Here is a 17,281-nt window from a genome sequence, read left to right on the forward strand (position 1 = left end):
CCTTCGAACTCCGCGCCGTCCTCGCCGCCACCCTCTCCCCCACCTGGGGCGTCTACTCCGGCTACGAACTCTGCGAGAACGCCCCCCTCAAACCCGGCAGCGAGGAATACCTCGACTCCGAGAAATACCAACTCCGCCCCCGCGACTGGGGCGCGGCCGAACGCGACGGACGTACGATCGCCCCACTGCTCGGCAAGCTCAACGAGATCAGGCGCCGGAGCCCGGCGCTGCGTCAGTTGCGGGATCTGCACTTCCACGACGCCGACCAGGAAGCGGTGATCATCTACTCGAAGAGCGCGGGATCGAACACGGTTCTGGTGGTGGTCAACCTCGACCCCCACCACACCCAGGAGGCCACGGTCTCGTTGGACATGCCGCGACTCGGCCTGGAATGGCACGAGTCGGTGCTGGTGCGCGACGAGCTCACCGGCGAGGTCTACACCTGGGGCAGGAACAACTACGTACGTCTGGAACCGGGTCGCACGCCCGCCCATGTACTGACCGTCCTGCGACCGTCCAACCCGCAGATCGGGGGGTCACCCACACAATGATCGTCAACGAGCCCGTTCCGGACACCTTCGAGGACACGCCGCAGAAGGACCGGGACCCGGACTGGTTCAAACGCGCCGTCTTCTACGAGGTCCTCGTCCGCTCCTTCCAGGACAGCAACGGCGACGGCATCGGCGACCTCAAGGGCCTCACCGCCAAACTCGACTACCTGCAGTGGCTCGGCATCGACTGCATCTGGCTCCCGCCCTTCTTCAAATCCCCCCTCCGCGACGGCGGCTACGACGTCTCCGACTACACCGCCGTCCTCCCCGAATTCGGCGACCTCGCCGACTTCGTCGAATTCGTCGACGCCGCCCACCAACGCGGCATGCGCGTCATCATCGACTTCGTCATGAACCACACCAGCGACCAGCACCCGTGGTTCCAGGAATCGAGGAAGGACCCCGACGGCCCCTACGGCGACTACTACGTCTGGGCCGACGACGACAAACAGTTCCCCGGCGCGCGCATCATCTTCGTCGACACCGAAGCCTCCAACTGGACCTTCGACCCCGTCCGCAAGCAGTACTTCTGGCACCGCTTCTTCTCCCACCAGCCCGATCTCAACTACGAGAACCCGGCCGTCCAGGAAGAGATGATCTCGGCGCTGCGGTTCTGGCTGGACCTGGGCATCGACGGCTTCCGGCTGGACGCGGTGCCGTACCTGTACCAGCAGGAGGGCACCAACTGCGAAAACCTTCCCGCAACCCATGACTTCCTCAAGCGGGTGCGGAAGGAGATCGACGCGCACTACCCCGACACGGTCATCCTCGCGGAGGCCAATCAGTGGCCGGAGGACGTCGTCGACTACTTCGGCGACTTCGCCAGCGGCGGCGACGAATGCCATATGGCGTTCCATTTCCCGGTGATGCCGAGGATCTTCATGGCCGTGCGGCGGGAATCGCGCTACCCGGTCTCGGAAATCCTCGCCAAGACCCCCGCCATCCCCGCGAACTGCCAGTGGGGCATCTTCCTGCGCAACCACGACGAGCTCACCCTCGAAATGGTCACCGACGAAGAACGCGACTACATGTACGCGGAGTACGCCAAGGACCCGCGCATGCGCGCCAACATCGGCATCCGCCGGCGCCTCGCCCCGCTCCTGGACAACGACCGCAACCAGATCGAACTCTTCACCGCCCTGCTGCTCTCCCTCCCCGGCTCGCCGATCCTCTACTACGGCGACGAGATCGGCATGGGCGACAACATCTGGCTCGGCGACCGCGACGCCGTCCGCACCCCCATGCAGTGGACCCCCGACCGCAACGCCGGGTTCTCCTCCTGCGATCCGGGGCGGCTGTCACTGCCGACGATCATGGATCCGGTCTACGGCTACCAGGTCACCAACGTCGAGGCGTCGATGTCGTCGCCGTCGTCGCTGCTGCACTGGACCCGCCGGATGATCGAGATCCGCAAGCAGAACCCGGCGTTCGGTCTCGGCACCTACACCGAACTCCCCTCGTCCAACCCGTCCGTCCTCGCCTACCTGCGCGAACACGGGGACGACCTGGTGCTGTGCGTGAACAACTTCTCGCGTTTCGCCCAGCCCACGGAACTCGATCTGCGCGCCTACGAGGGACGCCACCCCGTCGAACTCATCGGCGGAGTCCGCTTCCCCGCCATCGGCGAGCTGCCGTATCTGCTCACCCTCGCGGGCCACGGCTTCTACTGGTTCCGCCTACGCAAGGACGCCGTGTAAGCCCGACCGGAACCCCGGGCGGGCCGGTTTCCCCCGGCCCGCCCGGGGCACGCAGACAGGAACACCCCGCCCCCCGGGGAAAGGACGCGATTCCATGTCGGAAGCCGCTTCGCACTCCACCGCGACAAGTCCTGCACCACCGCCCGCCGCCGAACCGCCGGCCGGGCTGCTCACCTCGCTGGAGCCTTTGCTGCGCGAGTGGCTGCCACGGCAGCGCTGGTTCGCGGGGAAAGGGCGGCCGGTCACCGGTTTCAGCCTCGTGGCGGCGACGGAACTGCTGCCGGTGGGCCCCGCCTCGGCCAGTGGGTCGCCGGGGGCCGGCGAGTCCAAGGCCGGGCTCTTGCATCTCCTCGTCCGCGCGCACCAGCCGCTGGTGCCGTCCCAGGGCGCTCCGGCGCATCCCGGCGACTGCTACCAGCTGCTGCTCGGCGTACGCCGGACCCTGCCGCCCCGGCTGGCACCCGCGCTGATCGGGCACGTGGAGCAGGGACCGCTCGCCGGGCGGACGGTGTACGAGGGACTGCACGACCCACGGCTCGCCGATGTCCTCCTGGAGGCGCTGCGGACCCAGGCCCGCGTGGGTGAGCTGCGGTGCGGACGCGACATGCGCCATGACATCCCCGAGGGCCTGGTGCCCCGCCTCGCCACCGCCGAGCAGTCCAACTCCTCGCTCGTCTACGGCGATACGTTCATCCTGAAGCTGTTCCGCCGGGTCGTGCCCGGGGACAACCCCGACCTCGAACTGCCGCTCACCCTGTCCCGCGAGGGCTGCCCCCGGGTCCCGGCGCCGGTGGCGTGGATGGTGGCGGACCTGGGCCGCGCCGGCGACCCCGACGGCCATCACGTGCTGGGCGTCCTGCAACCGTTCCTGCACGGCGCGGCGGACGGCTGGGAACTGGCGCTGAGCATGCTGGCCAAAGGCGAGGACTTCACCGCCGAGGCGCGGGCGCTGGGGCGGGCGACCGCCGAGGTGCACACCGCGCTGACCCACGCCCTGCCCACGGTCACCCTGGGCCGGCCCCAACTGGAGGCGCTGGTCGAGGGGATGACCGAGCGCCTGGAGGCCGCCGCGCAGGCCGTACCCGCGCTGCGGCCGTACGCGCCCGGCCTGCACACCGCCTTCGAGGCACTGGCCGACCTGGCGGCCGAGGGGCGCTCCTGGACGGCCCAGCGCATCCATGGCGACCTGCACCTCGGGCAGTGTCTGCGCTCGCCCTCCGGCGAGTGGTCGCTCATAGATTTCGAGGGCGAGCCGTCGAAGCCGCTGGCCGAGCGGCGGATGCCGCAGCCCGTCGCCCGTGACATCGCCGGCATGCTCCGCTCCTTCGACTACGCCGCGCACTCCCTCCAGCCCCCGGCGGCCGACTGGGCGACCGCGTGCCGGGCCGCGTACTGCTCCGGGTACGCGGACGTGGCGGGGGTCGATCCACGGACCGATCCCGTGCTGCTGCGCGCGTACGAGACCGACAAGGCCGTGTACGAGGTCCTCTACGAGGCCCGGCACCGCCCCGACTGGCTCCCGGTACCCCTGGCCGCCGTCCGCCGGCTGGCCACGGACCCCTGCACCGACACCACCCCCTGACACCACCCTCCCGAGGAGACCGTCCCTGTGACTCCCCGCCCGCCGTCCGACGACAGCACGCAGCACCCCGACACCGGGGCCGAGGCACCGGCCCCGGCCCCGGTGAAGAAGACCGCCGCGAAGAAGACCGCGACGAGGAAGACGGCCGCGAAGAAGACGACGGCCACGAAGGAGACCGTCGCGAAGAAGGCGACGGCGAAGAAGTCGGCGACCAGGAAGACGGCGGCGAAGAGCACGACCGGGGCGGTCGCGGCCGAGGCGGCGACGGGGGCACCGGCGGCGAAGACCGTGGCGAAGAAAGCCGCGGTTAAAAAGGCAGCGGTGAAGAAGGCGACGGCGAAGAAGGCCGTGGCCACGAAGGCCGTCGCGAAGAAGGCCGTCGCGAAGAAGGCCGTCGCGAAGAAGGCCGTCGCGGAGAAGGCCGTCGCGAAGAAGGCCGTCGCGGAGAAGGCCGTCGCGGAGAAGGCCGACGTCAAGACCGCGGCCGGAGTCAATGCGGCCGGAGAGAAGGCGGCGGGCGGGCGGAAGGCGGCGGCCAAGAAGACCGCGCCCCGGAAGACCACGGTGGGCGAGAAGACCACGGTGGCCGAGAAGACCACGGTGGCCGAGAAGACCACGGCCGGGCAAGCCGTGGCCGCCGAACCCGTCACGGCGGGATCCGTGGCCGCCGAAGGTGCCGCCGAGACGGCCGCCGCCAAGAAAGCCGTGGCCAAGAAAGCCGTCACGAAGAAGGCTGCCACGAAGAAGGCTGCCACGAAGAAGACCGTCGCGAAGAAGGCTGTTGCGAAGGCGGCTGGCGCGAAGACGGTCGGCGCGAAGACGACCGTCGCGAAGACGACCGTCGCGAAGACGGCCGCAGCCAAGCAGGGCTCCGCCGGGAAAGCGTCCGCGCGGAAGGCCGTGGCGGTGTCCGAGTCGGCCGGGGCCGAGCCGGCCGCCGCCGTGTCGGTTCTGGCGGGTTCGGCCACGCCTCCCGAGCCGACCGTCCCCCATCAGGCCACCCCGGAGCCGTCCGGCCCCGACCCGGTGGTCCCCCGGCAGTCCACGACCGAGCCGCTGCCCGACGAACCCCCGGCTGCCGCGCCGGTCGTCTCCCCCGAGGCCACCGAGCCCGCGTTCTCCCCCGCGATGGACGGCGGTGACCGGGAGCGATTGGTGGCCGGTACGCATCATGAGCCGCACGCCGTGCTCGGAGCGCATCCGGCGCCCGGTGGTGTGGTGTTCCGGGCGTTCCGGCCGTACGCCCTCGGGGTGAGCGTGCTGGTGGGGTCGCTGCGGGCGGAGCTGCACGACGACGGGGGCGGCTTCTTCTCGGCGTTGCTGCCGCTGCGGGAGGTCCCGGAGGCGTACCGGCTGCTGGTGTCGTACGAGGGGACCGAGCAGGAGACCGAGGACGCGTACCGGTTCCTGCCCGCGATCGGTGAGCTGGACCTGTATCTCATCGGTGAGGGGCGGCACGAGCAGTTGTGGCGTGCGCTCGGCGCCGAGCCGATGACCCACCAGGGTGTCACCGGCACCCGCTTCACGGTGTGGGCGCCGAACGCGCGTGGTGTGCGCGTGGCCGGGACCTTCAACTTCTGGGACGGCACGGGCTTCCCGATGCGTGCGCTGGGCTCCTCGGGTGTGTGGGAGCTGTTCGTGCCCGGGATCGGCGAGGGCGAGCTGTACAAGTTCGAGATCACCCGGCCGGACGGTTCGCGGACGTTCCGGGCCGACCCGATGGCCCGTCGCACGGAGGTCCCGCCCGCCACGTCGTCCGTCGTGCACGCCTCGCACTACGAGTGGGGCGACGAGGAGTGGCTGGCCAGGCGCGCCGAGACCCCCGCGCACGAGGCGCCGTTCTCGGTCTACGAGGTCCATCTGGCGTCCTGGCGGCCGGGGCTGACGTACCGTCAGCTTGCCGAGCAGCTGCCGGCGTACGTCTCCGACCTCGGCTTCACGCACGTCGAGCTGCTGCCGGTCGCCGAGCATCCCTTCGGGGGTTCCTGGGGCTACCAGGTCACCGGGTTCTACGCCCCGACGGCCCGGCTCGGCACCCCGGACGACTTCAAGTACCTGATCGACGCCCTGCACCGGGCGGGGATCGGGGTGCTGATGGACTGGGTACCGGCCCACTTCCCGCGTGACGACTGGGCGCTGGCGGAGTTCGACGGGCGCCCGCTGTACGAGCACCAGGACCCGGCGCGGGCGGCGCACCCCGACTGGGGGACGCTGGAGTTCGACTACGGGCGCCGCGAGGTGCGCAACTTCCTGGTGGCCAACGCCGTCCACTGGTGCGAGGAGTACCACATCGACGGGCTGCGGGTGGATGCCGTCGCGTCGATGCTGTACCTGGACTACTCGCGCGAGCCGGGCCAGTGGACGCCGAACGAGCACGGCGGCCGGGAGAACCTGGACGCGGTCGCCTTCCTCCAGGAGATGAACGCCACCGTGTACCGGCGGGTGCCGGGCGTCGTGACGATCGCGGAGGAGTCCACGGCCTGGGACGGTGTCACGCGGGCCACCCACCACACCGGGCCGGGCGGGTTCGGCGGGCTCGGCTTCGGCCTGAAGTGGAACATGGGATGGATGCACGACTCCCTGGGCTACATGGCCAAGGACCCCGTCCACCGCAAGCACCACCACCACGAGATGACCTTCTCGATGGTGTACGCGTACAGCGAGAACTACGTCCTGCCGATCTCGCACGACGAGGTCGTGCACGGCAAGGGCTCGCTGGTGTCGAAGATGCCGGGCGACTGGTGGCAGCAGCGCGCCAACCACCGCGCCTACCTGGGCTTCATGTGGGCCCATCCCGGCAAGCAACTCCTCTTCATGGGGCAGGAGTTCGCGCAGGGCGCGGAGTGGTCGGAGGCGCACGGGCCGGACTGGTGGCTGCTCGATCCGGCGTACGGCGCGGAGGCGGACCACCGGGGGGTGCGGGATCTCGTCCGTGACCTCAACGCGGTGTACCGCCGCACCCCGGCGCTCTGGGAGCAGGACACGCGGCCGGCGGGCTTCTCCTGGATCACGGGGGACTCGGCGGAGGACAACGTCCTGGCGTTCCTGCGGTTCGCCGAGGACGGGTCTCCGTTGCTGGCGGTGTCCAACTTCTCGCCGGTGGTGCGGCAGGACTACCGGCTGGGGGTTCCCGAGGATGTGCCCGCGTGGCGGGAGGTGCTGAACACGGACGCGGGGGTGTACGGCGGGACGGATGTGACGGCGGCCGACCCGGTGAAGCCGGAGCCCCACCCCTGGCACGGCCGACCGGCCAGCATCCGCGTCACGCTCCCCCCGCTGACCACCCTCTGGCTCCGCCCGGCCTGACTTTCCTCGCCCCCGCCGCCCCTACCCGTCCCATCCCCAGGGGCTGCGCCCCTTCGACCCCCACGTGCGGGTCCGGTGGGGGCTGGTCGCGCAGTTCCCCGCGCCCCTGAAAAGCAGGGGCTGCGCCCCGTGCTTTTCAGGCCCGAAAGGCCGGAGGCCTTTCAGGGGCGCGGGGAACTGCGCGAGAAGCCCCACCGGCCCGCAGCCGACAGGCCACCAGCCTGTTCCGGGGTCAGCCGGGCTTCCGTCGGCTCGACATCATCCGTCGCAGGAGCCCCATCAGCCCACTGCTCTCACCCCGCCGCACCTCCACCTCGACACCCCCACCCCCACCCCCCGGCGAAGCGACAGGCACCCCCACCGGCCGCTCCCCCACCCCACGCCCCACCAGCTCATATCGCACCGGCAACAGCCTCAACCCCCGCACCACAGGCCCCGACCGCCACGGCAACTGATCCGGCGGCAGCGTCAGCTCCGCCCGGCCGAAGTGTTCGAAGATCCGCCCCACCGCGGTCGTCACGATCGTCCCCGCCAACTCCCGCGCGGCACTGGGACACTGATGCTGCCCGGCCCCCCACGCCAGATGTGCCCGCGTACTGACCGCGGAGTCGACGAGGTGCGAGGACCCGATCTTCAGCAGGTCCCGGTGCGCCGCGGCGACGGACGGCGACACGATGTCCCCGGCCCGGATCAGGAAGTTCCCGAGCCGCACATCACGCGCCGCGAACCGGAAGCACAGATTGGCCGTCGGCGGATTCACCAGCGCGGCCCGGTTCACGGTCTCCCCGAGCTGCCCGTTCGACAGGCTCCGCCGCACGGTGGTGTTCCCCCGCAGCACCTCCAGCAGCGTGTTGCAGACCATGTTGCCGGTGATGTCGTTGAGGTAGACCGCGTTCATGAACAGCTCGCGGCCCAACTGCTCGTCGCTGAGCGACGGGTCGGACAGCAGCAGGTAGGAGGTCAGGTCCTCCCCGGGCCGGGACCGCCGGTGCGCGGCGAGCCGGGTCATCGTCCCCAGCGCCCGCCCGGTCGCCGCCCCCGCGTCGGGCCCGCCGTCCAGCATCCGCCACAGGTCCATGACCATCTCGTCGCCGAGTTCGACGGGGCACCCGAACAGCTTGGTCGTCACCATCAGCAGCAGCGGCCGAGTGTACTGCGCCGCGAGGTCGGCGAACCCGGTGGTGCCGGACTCGGCGGCGAGCACGTCGATCAGTTCGTCGGCGTAGCGCGCGACGGCCGCCCGCAGCTCCCAGCCCTCGGGCGAGTGCCCGTCCTGGAAGGGCCGCATCGCCGAGTGGTAGCTCAGCCGCGCGTGCCGGTGCTCCTCGTCGTCGAAGAACATGGTCTGCCGGACCTCGTACCCGGCGAGCAGCGGCCAGTCCCGCGGCAGCCGCCCCTCCGCCCGTGCCCGCCAGTGCCGGACGTCGCGCCGCCACACGCTCTCGTTGCGCAGGACCTCCAGCACCTCGCGGTAGTCGAGGACCAGCCAGGCCGGCACCCCCATCAGCCCCACCGGTGCCACGGGCCCGTACGTGCTCCGCAGTCGCTCGTAGACGCTGCCCGGATCCCCGTCGAACTCCGAGGTCAGCAACGGCTCCACGGGCAGCGATTCCAGGCCGGGGCCGCCGGCCGTGGCGTCCGCGAACGGATGTGTTTCCATGCCGACACGCATACCGCATGAATCGTGTACGAGCAGTGACGATGACGGTAACCGTTACGGGTTGGTGATCCCTGATGCACCTGTGGTGACGGTGGTGGGGGTGCGGCCTTGCGGGTACCCGGCAGGCCGCTCCCCCTGCCCACTTCAGGCCGGGGCCGGCAACTCCTCCAGCGCCTTCGGCAGTTCCTCCGCGTGCACGACTCCGAGCGCCTGGGTGGCCCGGGTCAGGGCGACGTACAGATCGCTCGTGCCGAAGCGCCCCGGCTCGACGACGAGGACGGAGTCGAACTCCAGGCCCTTGGCCTGCCGGGGGTCGAGGAGGACGACGGTGCGGGTCAGGTCGGGCTCCTCGCCCGCCGTGACGTCGTCGAGCCGGGCGGCCACCGCCCGGTGCAGCTCGCGCGGCGCGATCACCGCGAGGCGCCCCTCGGCGGGGGTGAGTTCGGCGACGGCCGCGGCCACCTCGGCGGGCAGCTCCCGTGCCGCCGCGCGGCGCGCCCAGGGCCGTACGCCGGTGGACCGTACGGAGCTGGGCGGTTCGAAGTCGGGCCGCTCGGCGCGGACGACACCGGCCGCGACCTCCATGATCTCGGCGGGGGTGCGGTAGTTGACGCCGAGTCGGGTGTGTTCCCAGCGGTCCTGGACGTACGGGGCGAGGATGTCGGCCCAGGAACCGACGCCCGCGGCCTCTGCGGTCTGCGCCGGGTCGCCGACCAGGGTCATGGAGCGGGTCGGCGAGCGGCGCATCAGCAGCCGCCACGCCATCGGCGACAGCTCCTGCGCCTCGTCGACGATGATGTGCCCGAACGCCCAGGTCCGGTCGGCCGCCGCCCGCTCGGCCGCGCTGCGGTGGTCGTCCTCCTCGTGCCGCTCGGCGAACCGCTCGGCGTCGATGACGTCGTGTGCGGAGAGCACCTCGGAGCCGTCGGGGTCGCTGTCCTCCTTGTCCTCGAACTCGTACGTCCGGGACGCGTAGGACACCTCCAGCACGCCCTGCGCGTAAGCGATCCGGGTCTCCCGCTCGCGCTCGGCGCGGGCCCGCGCCGGCCGGTCGTCCTCGCCCAGCAGTTCGGCGGCCTCGTCGAGCAGCGGTACGTCGGCGACGGTCCACGCGCGCGTGACCGGACGGCGTACGGCGTCGGCGTCCTCCTCGGACAGATACGCGTCCGGCTCGGCCAGGAAGTCGGCGATCAGCCGACGCGGGGTGATCCGGGGCCAGAGCCGGCCGATGGCGGACCAGACCTCCGGGTTCTCGGCCAGTTCGTCGCGGATCTGGGTGATGTCACTGGCGTCGAGGAGGTTGGAGCCGTCGTACGGGTCGGTGCCGATGCGCTCGGCGACCATCTCGGTGAGGGTGTTGAGGATGTAGCCCTCGAAGTGCTCACGGGCCACGTTGTGCGGGAGCTTCGCCTCGCGGGTGCGCTCGCGGGCGACCCGTACGAGGTCGTCGTCGAGCATGAGGATCTCCCGGTCGTGCTCGATGGCGATCACCGGGTCGGGCAGCGCCTGCCGGTCCCGTACGACGGCCGCGAGGACGTCGGCCATGGCGGCGCTCCCCTTCACCCGGGCGGCGGCCGGGGTGTCGGTGGCGGTGGCCCGTACGCCGGGGAACAGTTCGCCGACCGTGGCCAGCAGCACGCCCGTCTCGCCCAGCGCCGGCAGCACCTCGCCGATGTAGCCGAGGAAGGCGGGGTTGGGTCCGACGACGAGGACGGCGCGTTTGGCGAGGAGTTCGCGCTGCTCGTAGAGGAGGTAGGCGGCCCGGTGCAGGGCGACGGCGGTCTTGCCGGTGCCGGGGCCGCCCTCCACGACCATCACGCCCTGGTGCGGGGCGCGGATGACGCGGTCCTGCTCGGCCTGGATGGTCTGCACGATGTCGCCCATGCGGCCGGTGCGGGCGGAGTCGAGGGCGGCCAGCAGGACGGCGTCGCCGGTCGGGTCCTCGTACCCGGTGCGGGTCTCGTCGCCGAGGTCGAGGATCTCGTCGTGCAGGGCGGTGACCCGGCGGCCCTCGGTGGTGAGGTGCCGGCGGCGGCGCAGCCCCATCGGGGTGTGGCCGGTGGCGAGGTAGAAGGGCCGGGCGACGTCGGCGCGCCAGTCGATCAGGATCGGGGTGCGCTCGGTGTCGTCCTCGCGCAGCCCGATACGGCCGATGTGATGGATTGTGCCGTCGGCGAGGTCGAGCCGGCCGAAGCAGAGCGAACCGTCGACGGCGTTGAGCGCGGCCAGCAGCCCCGAGCGCTCGGCGACCAGGATGTCCCGCTCCAGGCGGGCCTGCCTGGGCGTGTTGCCCTGGGCGAGCGCGTCCGTGACGGATCGCTCGGTTACACCGCGCAGGGCGTCCACGCGGGCGTACACCCCGTCGATGAATTCCTGCTCTCGCCGCAATTCGCTGTGTTCCTCATGCTGTTCATCGTGCGAAAAGCCGGTGTTTGACAATTCCACTCCCGCCCGGATATACTGTGCTCACTGAACTTCTCTGCGACATATTTCTCGAAGTCGCGAACCATTTAATATACGCAGAAAAAACCCCCGAGCGCAATTGCTCGGGGGTTTTCTCGTCCCTGCTGCCGGAGATGTCAGAGCACGTCGTCCAGCTCCGCCAGCAGCCGCCGCTTCGGCCGCGCGCCGACCATGGCCTTCAGCGGCTCACCGCCCTTGAACACCATGAACGTCGGCATCGAGAGCACACGGTACGCGTTGGTGGTCTCCGGGTTGGTGTCCACGTCCAGCTGCACCACCTTCAGCCGCTCCCCCTCCTCCGCCGCGAGCGCGCTCAGCACCGGCCCCATCTGCCGGCACGGCGGGCACCAGTCGGCCGTGAACTCCACCAGCACCGGCAACTCGGCCCCGATCACCTCCGCCTCGAAGTCCGCGTCCGTCACCTCTGCCACACCCGCCGCCCTGATCACAGCTCCCCGCCTCCCAGTTCGCACACGGGCTCCGGACCCCCCGGAGCCTCCGCCTCGGCCGCCAGCCGCGCCCGCGCCCGCTCGGCCCGCGCCAACTGCTCGCCGACCGACGCCCGCACCGCCGCCAACTCACCGATCAGCGCGTCGAGTTCGTCGAGCTTCCGCCGGTAGACCGCCAGCGACGCCGGGCACGAGTCGCCCTCCGGGTGCCCGGCGCGCAGACACTCCACGAAGGGCCGGGTCTCCTCCAGGTCGAACCCGAAGTCCTGCAAGGTCCGGATCTGCCGCAGCAGTCTCAGATCCGCCTCGTCGTACGTCCGGTACCCGTTGCCCGTACGCCGCGCGGGCAACAGCCCCCGCGCCTCGTAGTACCGCAACGCCCGTGTCGTCGTCCCGGCCCGTTCGGCCAGCTCCCCGATGCGCATACGAGGACGGTATTCCTTGACGCCGACGTCAACGCCAACGCGCCCCGTCAGGGGCGCGGGGAACTGCGCGAGAAGCCCCACCGGCGGAGAGCGGACAGCGACGCGAAAAGCCGAGTGACCAGGTCTATAGGGGGAGGACCTGGCCACTCGGTGTACTTGGAGTTGTTCAGTTGTTCCGCCTGGTGTCCGTACGGCCGGGTCTACGGGGGAGGACCCGGCCGTACGGAGCTGTGGAGGCGGAGCATCACGCCTTGGCGAGCTCCTTCTCACCCTCCGGCTCGGCGGGGGTGGCAGCCGGCGCAGCCGACCCGTGGCCGTCGTCCAGCAGCGTCGCCTCGTCGAACGGCGCCTGCCCGGCGAGGACCTGGCTCACCCGCTCCTTGTCGATCTCCTTGGTCCAGGTGCCGATGAGGACCGTGGCGACCGCGTTGCCCGCGAAGTTCGTCAGGGCGCGGGCCTCGCTCATGAAGCGGTCGATGCCGACGATGAGGCCGATGCCGTCCACCAGGGCCGGCTTGTGGGACTGGAGGCCGCCCGCGAGGGTCGCGAGACCGGCACCGGTGACACCCGCCGCGCCCTTGGAGGCCACCAGCAGGAAGAGCAGCAGCGGGATCTGCTCCCCGACCGACATCGGCGTACCCATCGCGTCGGCGATGAACAGGGACGCCATGGTCATGTAGATCATGGTGCCGTCGAGGTTGAAGGAGTAGCCGGTCGGGACCGTGATGCCGACGACGGGCTTGCTGACACCCAGGTGCTCCATCTTCGCGATGAGGCGCGGCAGCGCCGACTCGGAGGAGGAGGTGGACAGGATCAGCAGGAACTCACGGCCCAGGTACTTGAAGAGCGTGAAGATGTTCATGCCTGCGACGACCCGCAGCAGCGCGCCGAGCACGATGAAGACGAAGAGGAAGCAGGTGACGTAGAAGCCGAGCATCAGGACGGCGAGGCTCTTGAGGGCGTCGAGGCCCGCGGAGCCGGTCACGGCCGCGATCGCGCCGAAGGCACCGATCGGGGCGGCCCACATCACCATCGCGAGGATGCGGAAGACCAGGCGCTGGATGTGCTCGACACCGCGCAGGATCGGCTGGCCGGAGTCACCCATGGCCTGGAGCGCGAAGCCGGCGAACAGGGCGACGAGAAGCGTCTGGAGGACCTCGCCGCCGGTGAAGGCGGAGACGATGGTCGTCGGGATGATGCCCAGCAGGAACTCGGTGGTGTCCTTGGCCTCGGCCGACACCTGCGCCTGACCGGTCTCCTTGATCGCGTCGGTGACCGCGAGGCCGGTGCCCGGCTCGACGATGTTGCCGACGACCAGGCCGATGCCGAGGGCGACCAGCGACATCACCGTGAAGTAGGCGAGGGCGATACCGCCGACTGCGCCGACCTTCGCGGCCTTCCGTACGGAGCCGATGCCCAGCACGATCGTGCAGAAGATGATCGGCGAGATCATCATCTTGATCAGGTTCACGAACCCGGTGCCGATGGGCTTCAGCTCGACGGCGAAGTCGGGGGCGATGAGACCCACGGCGATGCCGAGGGCCACGGCCACGATCACGGCGATGTACAGGTAGTGGGTGCGGTCCCGCTTGGCGGGAGCGGTAGGTGCCGTATGGGTGCTGCTGGCCACGGCTGCCCTCCTCGTCGACGACGTCGTCGGCTCGCTGTTCCGGCGTGCGGCTCACGTCCGGGGGAATGCGGGAGTCGGTCTCCCTGGGGTGGGAACCGGCGGGTTCCCGGGTGGGAGACCGGCTCCCGGGGTCGGGAGCCGGCGGGCTCCCGGAGCCGGCAGCTGGGGGACTTCCGGCGGCGGTGGGAGCGGGGCTCCCGTGGGGTGTGGGAGCCGGGGCTCCCGGCGGTGGAAGCCGGCGGGCTTCCGGGGCCGGAGGCCGAGGCCTCCGGTGGGAGCTGGGGGGCTCCCGGGGGTGGGAGTCGGGCTCCCGGCGGCTCGGGTTGTGGGGTCCCGGGGGCGGGAGTCGTACTCCCTGTCGGTGTCCGTGCTGGACGAGTCGATGCAGTGACTATGTCCCTCCCTGTGAGGGCGGTCACCCTTCCGTTCATTTAGTTCACGCCAACCCGTACGTGCAGACTGTTGCCATGCGCGTCCCGCACCGCCTCCGCCCCCGCAGCCTGGCCGGTCAGCTCTTCGCCGTGCAGGCGGTGCTGATCGCGGCCGTCGTGGCCGGATACGCACTGTTCACCTACGTCAGCGACCGCTCCCAGGCGGAGGAGGCGGGGCGCCGTCAGGCCATGGCCGTGGCGGCCACGGTGGCGGACGCCCCCTCGGTGCGGGCGGCGATCCACACGTCCGATCCGACCGAGCGGCTCCAGCCGTACGCCACGGCGGTGCAGCAGCACGCCGGCGTCGACTTCGTCACGATCATGACCCGTGACGGCATCCGCTGGACGCACCCCGACCCCGACCGGATAGGCGAGCACTTCCTCGGCCACATCGAGAAGCCGCAGAACGGCGAGTCCTTCACCGAGACCTACACCGGCACCCTCGGCCCGTCGGTCCGCGCGGTCACCCCGATCATGGAGAACGGCGAGGTCATCGGCCTGGTCAGCGCCGGCATCCGGGTCCAGGCGATCAGCGACCGCGTCCAGGACCAGCTCACGGCCCTGGTCGGCGTGGCCGTCGGCGCGCTCGCCCTCGGCGGCATCGGCACCTATATCGTCAACGCCCGCCTGCGCCGCCACACCCACAACATGAACGCCTCCGAGCTCAGCAACATGCACGACTACCACCAGGCCGCCCTGCACGCCGTGCGCGAGGGCCTGCTGATGCTCGACGGCCAGTACCGGGTGGCCCTCATCAACGACGGGGCGCGGGAGCTGCTGGGGGTGACGGACGAGGCGGTCGGCCGTTCGGTGGCGGAGCTGGGGCTGCCCGCGCCGCTGACGGGCGCCCTGCTCTCCTCCGAGCCCCGGGTGGACGAGGTGCTCCTCACCGCCGAACGGGTGCTGGTGGTGAACACCTCTCCGGTCTCGGGCGGCCAGCGCCGGGGCGCGGTGGTCACCCTGCGCGACGTGACCGAGTTGCAGTCCCTCACGGGCGAGCTGGACTCCGAACGGGGCTTCACCCAGGCGCTGCGTTCCCAGGCGCACGAGGCCGCCAACCGCCTCCACACGGTCGTCTCGCTCATCGAGCTGGGCCGCTCGGACGAGGCGATCGACTTCGCGACGGCGGAGCTGGAGCTGGCGCAGGCGCTGACGGACCAGGTCGTGGCGGCGGTCAGCGAACCGGTGCTCGCCGCGCTGCTGCTGGGCAAGGCCGCGCAGGCGAACGAGCGGGGCGTCGAGCTGGTGGTCTCCGAGGACAGCCGCATCGACGACGGCCTCCTCCCGGAGTCCCTCCCGGCCCGTGACCTGGTCACGGTCCTGGGCAACCTGATCGACAACGCGGTGGACGCGGCGCAGGGCTCGATGGGGGCGAGGGTGACGGTGACGGCGTACACGGATGAAGCGGGCGAGCCCGCCGAGACGGACGGGACGGACTGGACGAGCGAGGCGGGCGGGGCAGGTGCGACCGCCGAGGTGACGGAGGGCGGCTCGGACACCTCCGTCCTGGTGCTGCGCGTCGCCGACACCGGCGCCGGCGTGGACCCCGCCCTCGCGGAGGCCGTCTTCGAACGCGGCTTCTCGACGAAACCCTCCGGCCCCGGCGGCCGCGGCCTCGGGCTGGCCCTCGTGCGGCAGACGGCGCGCCGGCACGGGGGCACGCTGACGGTGTCGCAGGCACCCGGCGGCGGGGCCCAGTTCGAGGTACGGCTGCCGCTGGGCACCAGCGGTACGCACCGGACGGGGCAGGCCGTACCGGCCGCACCGACCGCACATGCTGTCCAGGCCCCCCGGGCCACTGTGGCTGGAGGCGACGACGTATGACGCAGGCCGGGTCCGACCCCATCAGAGTCCTGGTCGTCGAGGACGACCCCGTTGCCGCCGACGCGCACATGATGTACGTCGGCCGTGTCCCCGGCTTCACCGCGGTCGGCAAGGCGCACACGGGCGCGGAGGCGCGGCGCGCGCTGGACCGTATGCCGGTGGACCTGCTGCTGCTGGACCTCCACCTGCCGGACGTGCACGGTCTGCAGCTGGCCCGTTCCCTCCGCGCGGCCGGCTACCACGCGGACGTGATAGCGGTGACGTCGGCGCGGGACCTGACGGTGGTCCGGGAGGGCGTCTCGCTGGGCGTGGTCCAGTACGTCCTCAAACCCTTCACGTTCGCAACCCTCCGTGACCGTCTCGTCCGCTACGCCGAGTTCCACGCGGCGGCGGGCGAGGCCAGCGGCCAGGACGAGGTGGACCGGGCGCTGGCGACCCTGCGGGCCCCCGGCCCGGCGGCGCTGCCGAAAGGGCTGAGCGCCCCGACGCTGGAGCGGGTGACGGTGGCCCTGCGGGACTCGGGCGAGGGCCTGACGGCGGCCGGGGTGGCGGAGGCGGTCGGCATCTCACGCATCACGGCCCGACGCTATCTGGAGCACCTGGTCGACGCGGGCCGAGCGGCACGCAGCCCGCAGTACGGTCAGGTGGGACGGCCGGAACTGCAGTACCGATGGGTGAAGGGGTAGTAGAGGGGACGGGGTCAGCCCGGAGGCACCGGGCGCACGAAGGGGCCGGGGTCGGTCGGGAGCACCGGGCGCGCGGAGGAGCCGGGGTCAGCCGGCCGCACCCGGCGCGCGAAAGGGCGCGGCGTGGGCGACGACCTGCATGCCGAGCCCGACGATCGTGAGGGCCTCGGCGGCGGAGAGCACGACGAGTCCGGTGCTGGTCCGCCCGCTCACCCAGTACACCAGCAGCCCGGCGAACGGGACGACGCAGAAGGCCGGCAGATCGATCCCGCACTGGATGAGCTTGCGGGAGCGCCTGCGCGCATCGGCCCGGTGTGCGACTTCCCAGTCGAAAACTCTCTCCGCCCCGGCGAGCCGGGCCGGCCGCAGCCCGAGATCGCCCCGCATGGCCGGCTGCTTCGCCTGCGCCGAGGCGGCGATGACGGCGGCGAGCACGGTGAGGGGCACATGGAGAAGACACCCCTGCCCCTGTCCCGGCGCCGACGAAGCCTCTGCTCAAGCGCCTTGAGGGGATCCGGTGCAGACGCATTGACCTGACTAGACCACTCCCCTTACCGTCACCGGGCACCACCCAAGG

At 71.2% G+C, this 17,281-nt stretch carries 11 protein-coding genes and 1 pseudogene; 6 read left to right on the forward strand and 6 right to left on the reverse strand.

Translation table 11 applies throughout. From position 1 onward, the window contains the following. The 4 genes and pseudogenes from HW837_RS38670 to glgB all read left to right on the forward strand — a co-directional run. Positions 1-551: pseudogene (locus HW837_RS38670) on the forward strand (alpha-1,4-glucan--maltose-1-phosphate maltosyltransferase); the annotation flags it as partial. Further along, on the forward strand, positions 548-2,248 hold the full coding sequence (gene treS / locus HW837_RS38675; protein ID WP_193382671.1) for a maltose alpha-D-glucosyltransferase: 1,701 nt from the start codon (positions 548-550) through the stop codon (positions 2,246-2,248). The pseudogene HW837_RS38670 and the gene treS, both read left to right, overlap by 4 nt. A 94-nt stretch (positions 2,249-2,342) precedes the next feature. Next, on the forward strand, positions 2,343-3,830 hold the full coding sequence (locus HW837_RS38680; protein ID WP_093790564.1) for a maltokinase N-terminal cap-like domain-containing protein: 1,488 nt from the start codon (positions 2,343-2,345) through the stop codon (positions 3,828-3,830). A gap of 27 nt (positions 3,831-3,857) precedes the next feature. After that, positions 3,858-7,136: a 1,4-alpha-glucan branching enzyme gene (gene glgB / locus HW837_RS38685; RefSeq protein ID WP_193383565.1), complete on the forward strand. Its 3,279-nt coding sequence runs from the start codon at positions 3,858-3,860 to the stop codon at positions 7,134-7,136. Between the two features lie 232 nt (positions 7,137-7,368). Here glgB and HW837_RS38690 read toward each other — a convergent pair whose 3' ends face one another. The 5 genes from HW837_RS38690 to HW837_RS38710 all read right to left on the reverse strand — a co-directional run bounded on the left by HW837_RS38690 (position 7,369) and on the right by HW837_RS38710 (position 13,763). Continuing rightward, positions 7,369-8,796 carry a cytochrome P450 family protein gene (locus tag HW837_RS38690; protein ID WP_237270564.1) on the reverse strand — a complete coding sequence of 476 codons (1,428 nt, stop codon included), beginning with the start codon at positions 8,794-8,796 and terminating at the stop codon, positions 7,369-7,371. 144 nt (positions 8,797-8,940) lie between these two features. Then, complete coding sequence (locus tag HW837_RS38695) at positions 8,941-11,184, reverse strand: HelD family protein (protein WP_193381853.1); 2,244 nt, start codon at positions 11,182-11,184, stop codon at positions 8,941-8,943. A 191-nt stretch (positions 11,185-11,375) separates the two neighbouring features. Further along, positions 11,376-11,708: a thioredoxin family protein gene (locus tag HW837_RS38700; RefSeq protein ID WP_078853572.1), complete on the reverse strand. Its 333-nt coding sequence runs from the start codon at positions 11,706-11,708 to the stop codon at positions 11,376-11,378. Continuing rightward, positions 11,705-12,133 carry a MerR family transcriptional regulator gene (locus HW837_RS38705; RefSeq protein WP_045558876.1) on the reverse strand — a complete coding sequence of 143 codons (429 nt, stop codon included), beginning with the start codon at positions 12,131-12,133 and terminating at the stop codon, positions 11,705-11,707. Before HW837_RS38705 ends, HW837_RS38700 begins: the two co-directional genes overlap by 4 nt. A 244-nt stretch (positions 12,134-12,377) precedes the next feature. Continuing rightward, the gene (locus HW837_RS38710; protein WP_045558877.1) at positions 12,378-13,763 is read right to left on the reverse strand and encodes a cation:dicarboxylate symporter family transporter; all 1,386 of its coding nucleotides are present in this window, start codon (positions 13,761-13,763) and stop codon (positions 12,378-12,380) included. A gap of 467 nt (positions 13,764-14,230) precedes the next feature. Here HW837_RS38710 and HW837_RS38715 point away from each other — a divergent pair, with 467 nt between their 5' ends. Both HW837_RS38715 and HW837_RS38720 read left to right on the forward strand, forming a co-directional pair. Continuing rightward, complete coding sequence (locus HW837_RS38715) at positions 14,231-16,018, forward strand: ATP-binding protein (protein WP_045558878.1); 1,788 nt, start codon at positions 14,231-14,233, stop codon at positions 16,016-16,018. Beyond that, positions 16,015-16,704: a response regulator gene (locus HW837_RS38720; RefSeq protein WP_045558879.1), complete on the forward strand. Its 690-nt coding sequence runs from the start codon at positions 16,015-16,017 to the stop codon at positions 16,702-16,704. The genes HW837_RS38715 and HW837_RS38720 overlap by 4 nt, the downstream gene beginning before the upstream one ends. A gap of 87 nt (positions 16,705-16,791) precedes the next feature. Here HW837_RS38720 and HW837_RS38725 read toward each other — a convergent pair whose 3' ends face one another. Further along, a complete protein-coding gene (locus HW837_RS38725) occupies positions 16,792-17,151 on the reverse strand; it encodes a hypothetical protein (RefSeq protein ID WP_052682920.1) in 360 nt (119 codons plus the stop codon). Positions 17,152-17,281 lie beyond the last annotated feature (130 nt).

The sequence above is a fragment of the Streptomyces caniscabiei genome (assembly GCF_014930365.1).
GTDB lineage: Bacteria > Actinomycetota > Actinomycetes > Streptomycetales > Streptomycetaceae > Streptomyces > Streptomyces caniscabiei.

Excerpts from the sequence above, each read along its gene's own strand:
- HW837_RS38690 (WP_237270564.1), bottom strand. The coding sequence starts at position 8,796 with ATGGAAACACATCCGTTCGCGGACGCCACGGCCGGCGGCCCCGGCCTG.
- HW837_RS38720 (WP_045558879.1), top strand. The coding sequence starts at position 16,015 with ATGACGCAGGCCGGGTCCGACCCCATCAGAGTCCTGGTCGTCGAGGAC.
- HW837_RS38705 (WP_045558876.1), bottom strand. The coding sequence starts at position 12,133 with ATGCGCATCGGGGAGCTGGCCGAACGGGCCGGGACGACGACACGGGCG.
- HW837_RS38715 (WP_045558878.1), top strand. The coding sequence starts at position 14,231 with ATGCGCGTCCCGCACCGCCTCCGCCCCCGCAGCCTGGCCGGTCAGCTC.
- HW837_RS38680 (WP_093790564.1), top strand. The coding sequence starts at position 2,343 with ATGTCGGAAGCCGCTTCGCACTCCACCGCGACAAGTCCTGCACCACCG.
- treS (WP_193382671.1), top strand. The coding sequence starts at position 548 with ATGATCGTCAACGAGCCCGTTCCGGACACCTTCGAGGACACGCCGCAG.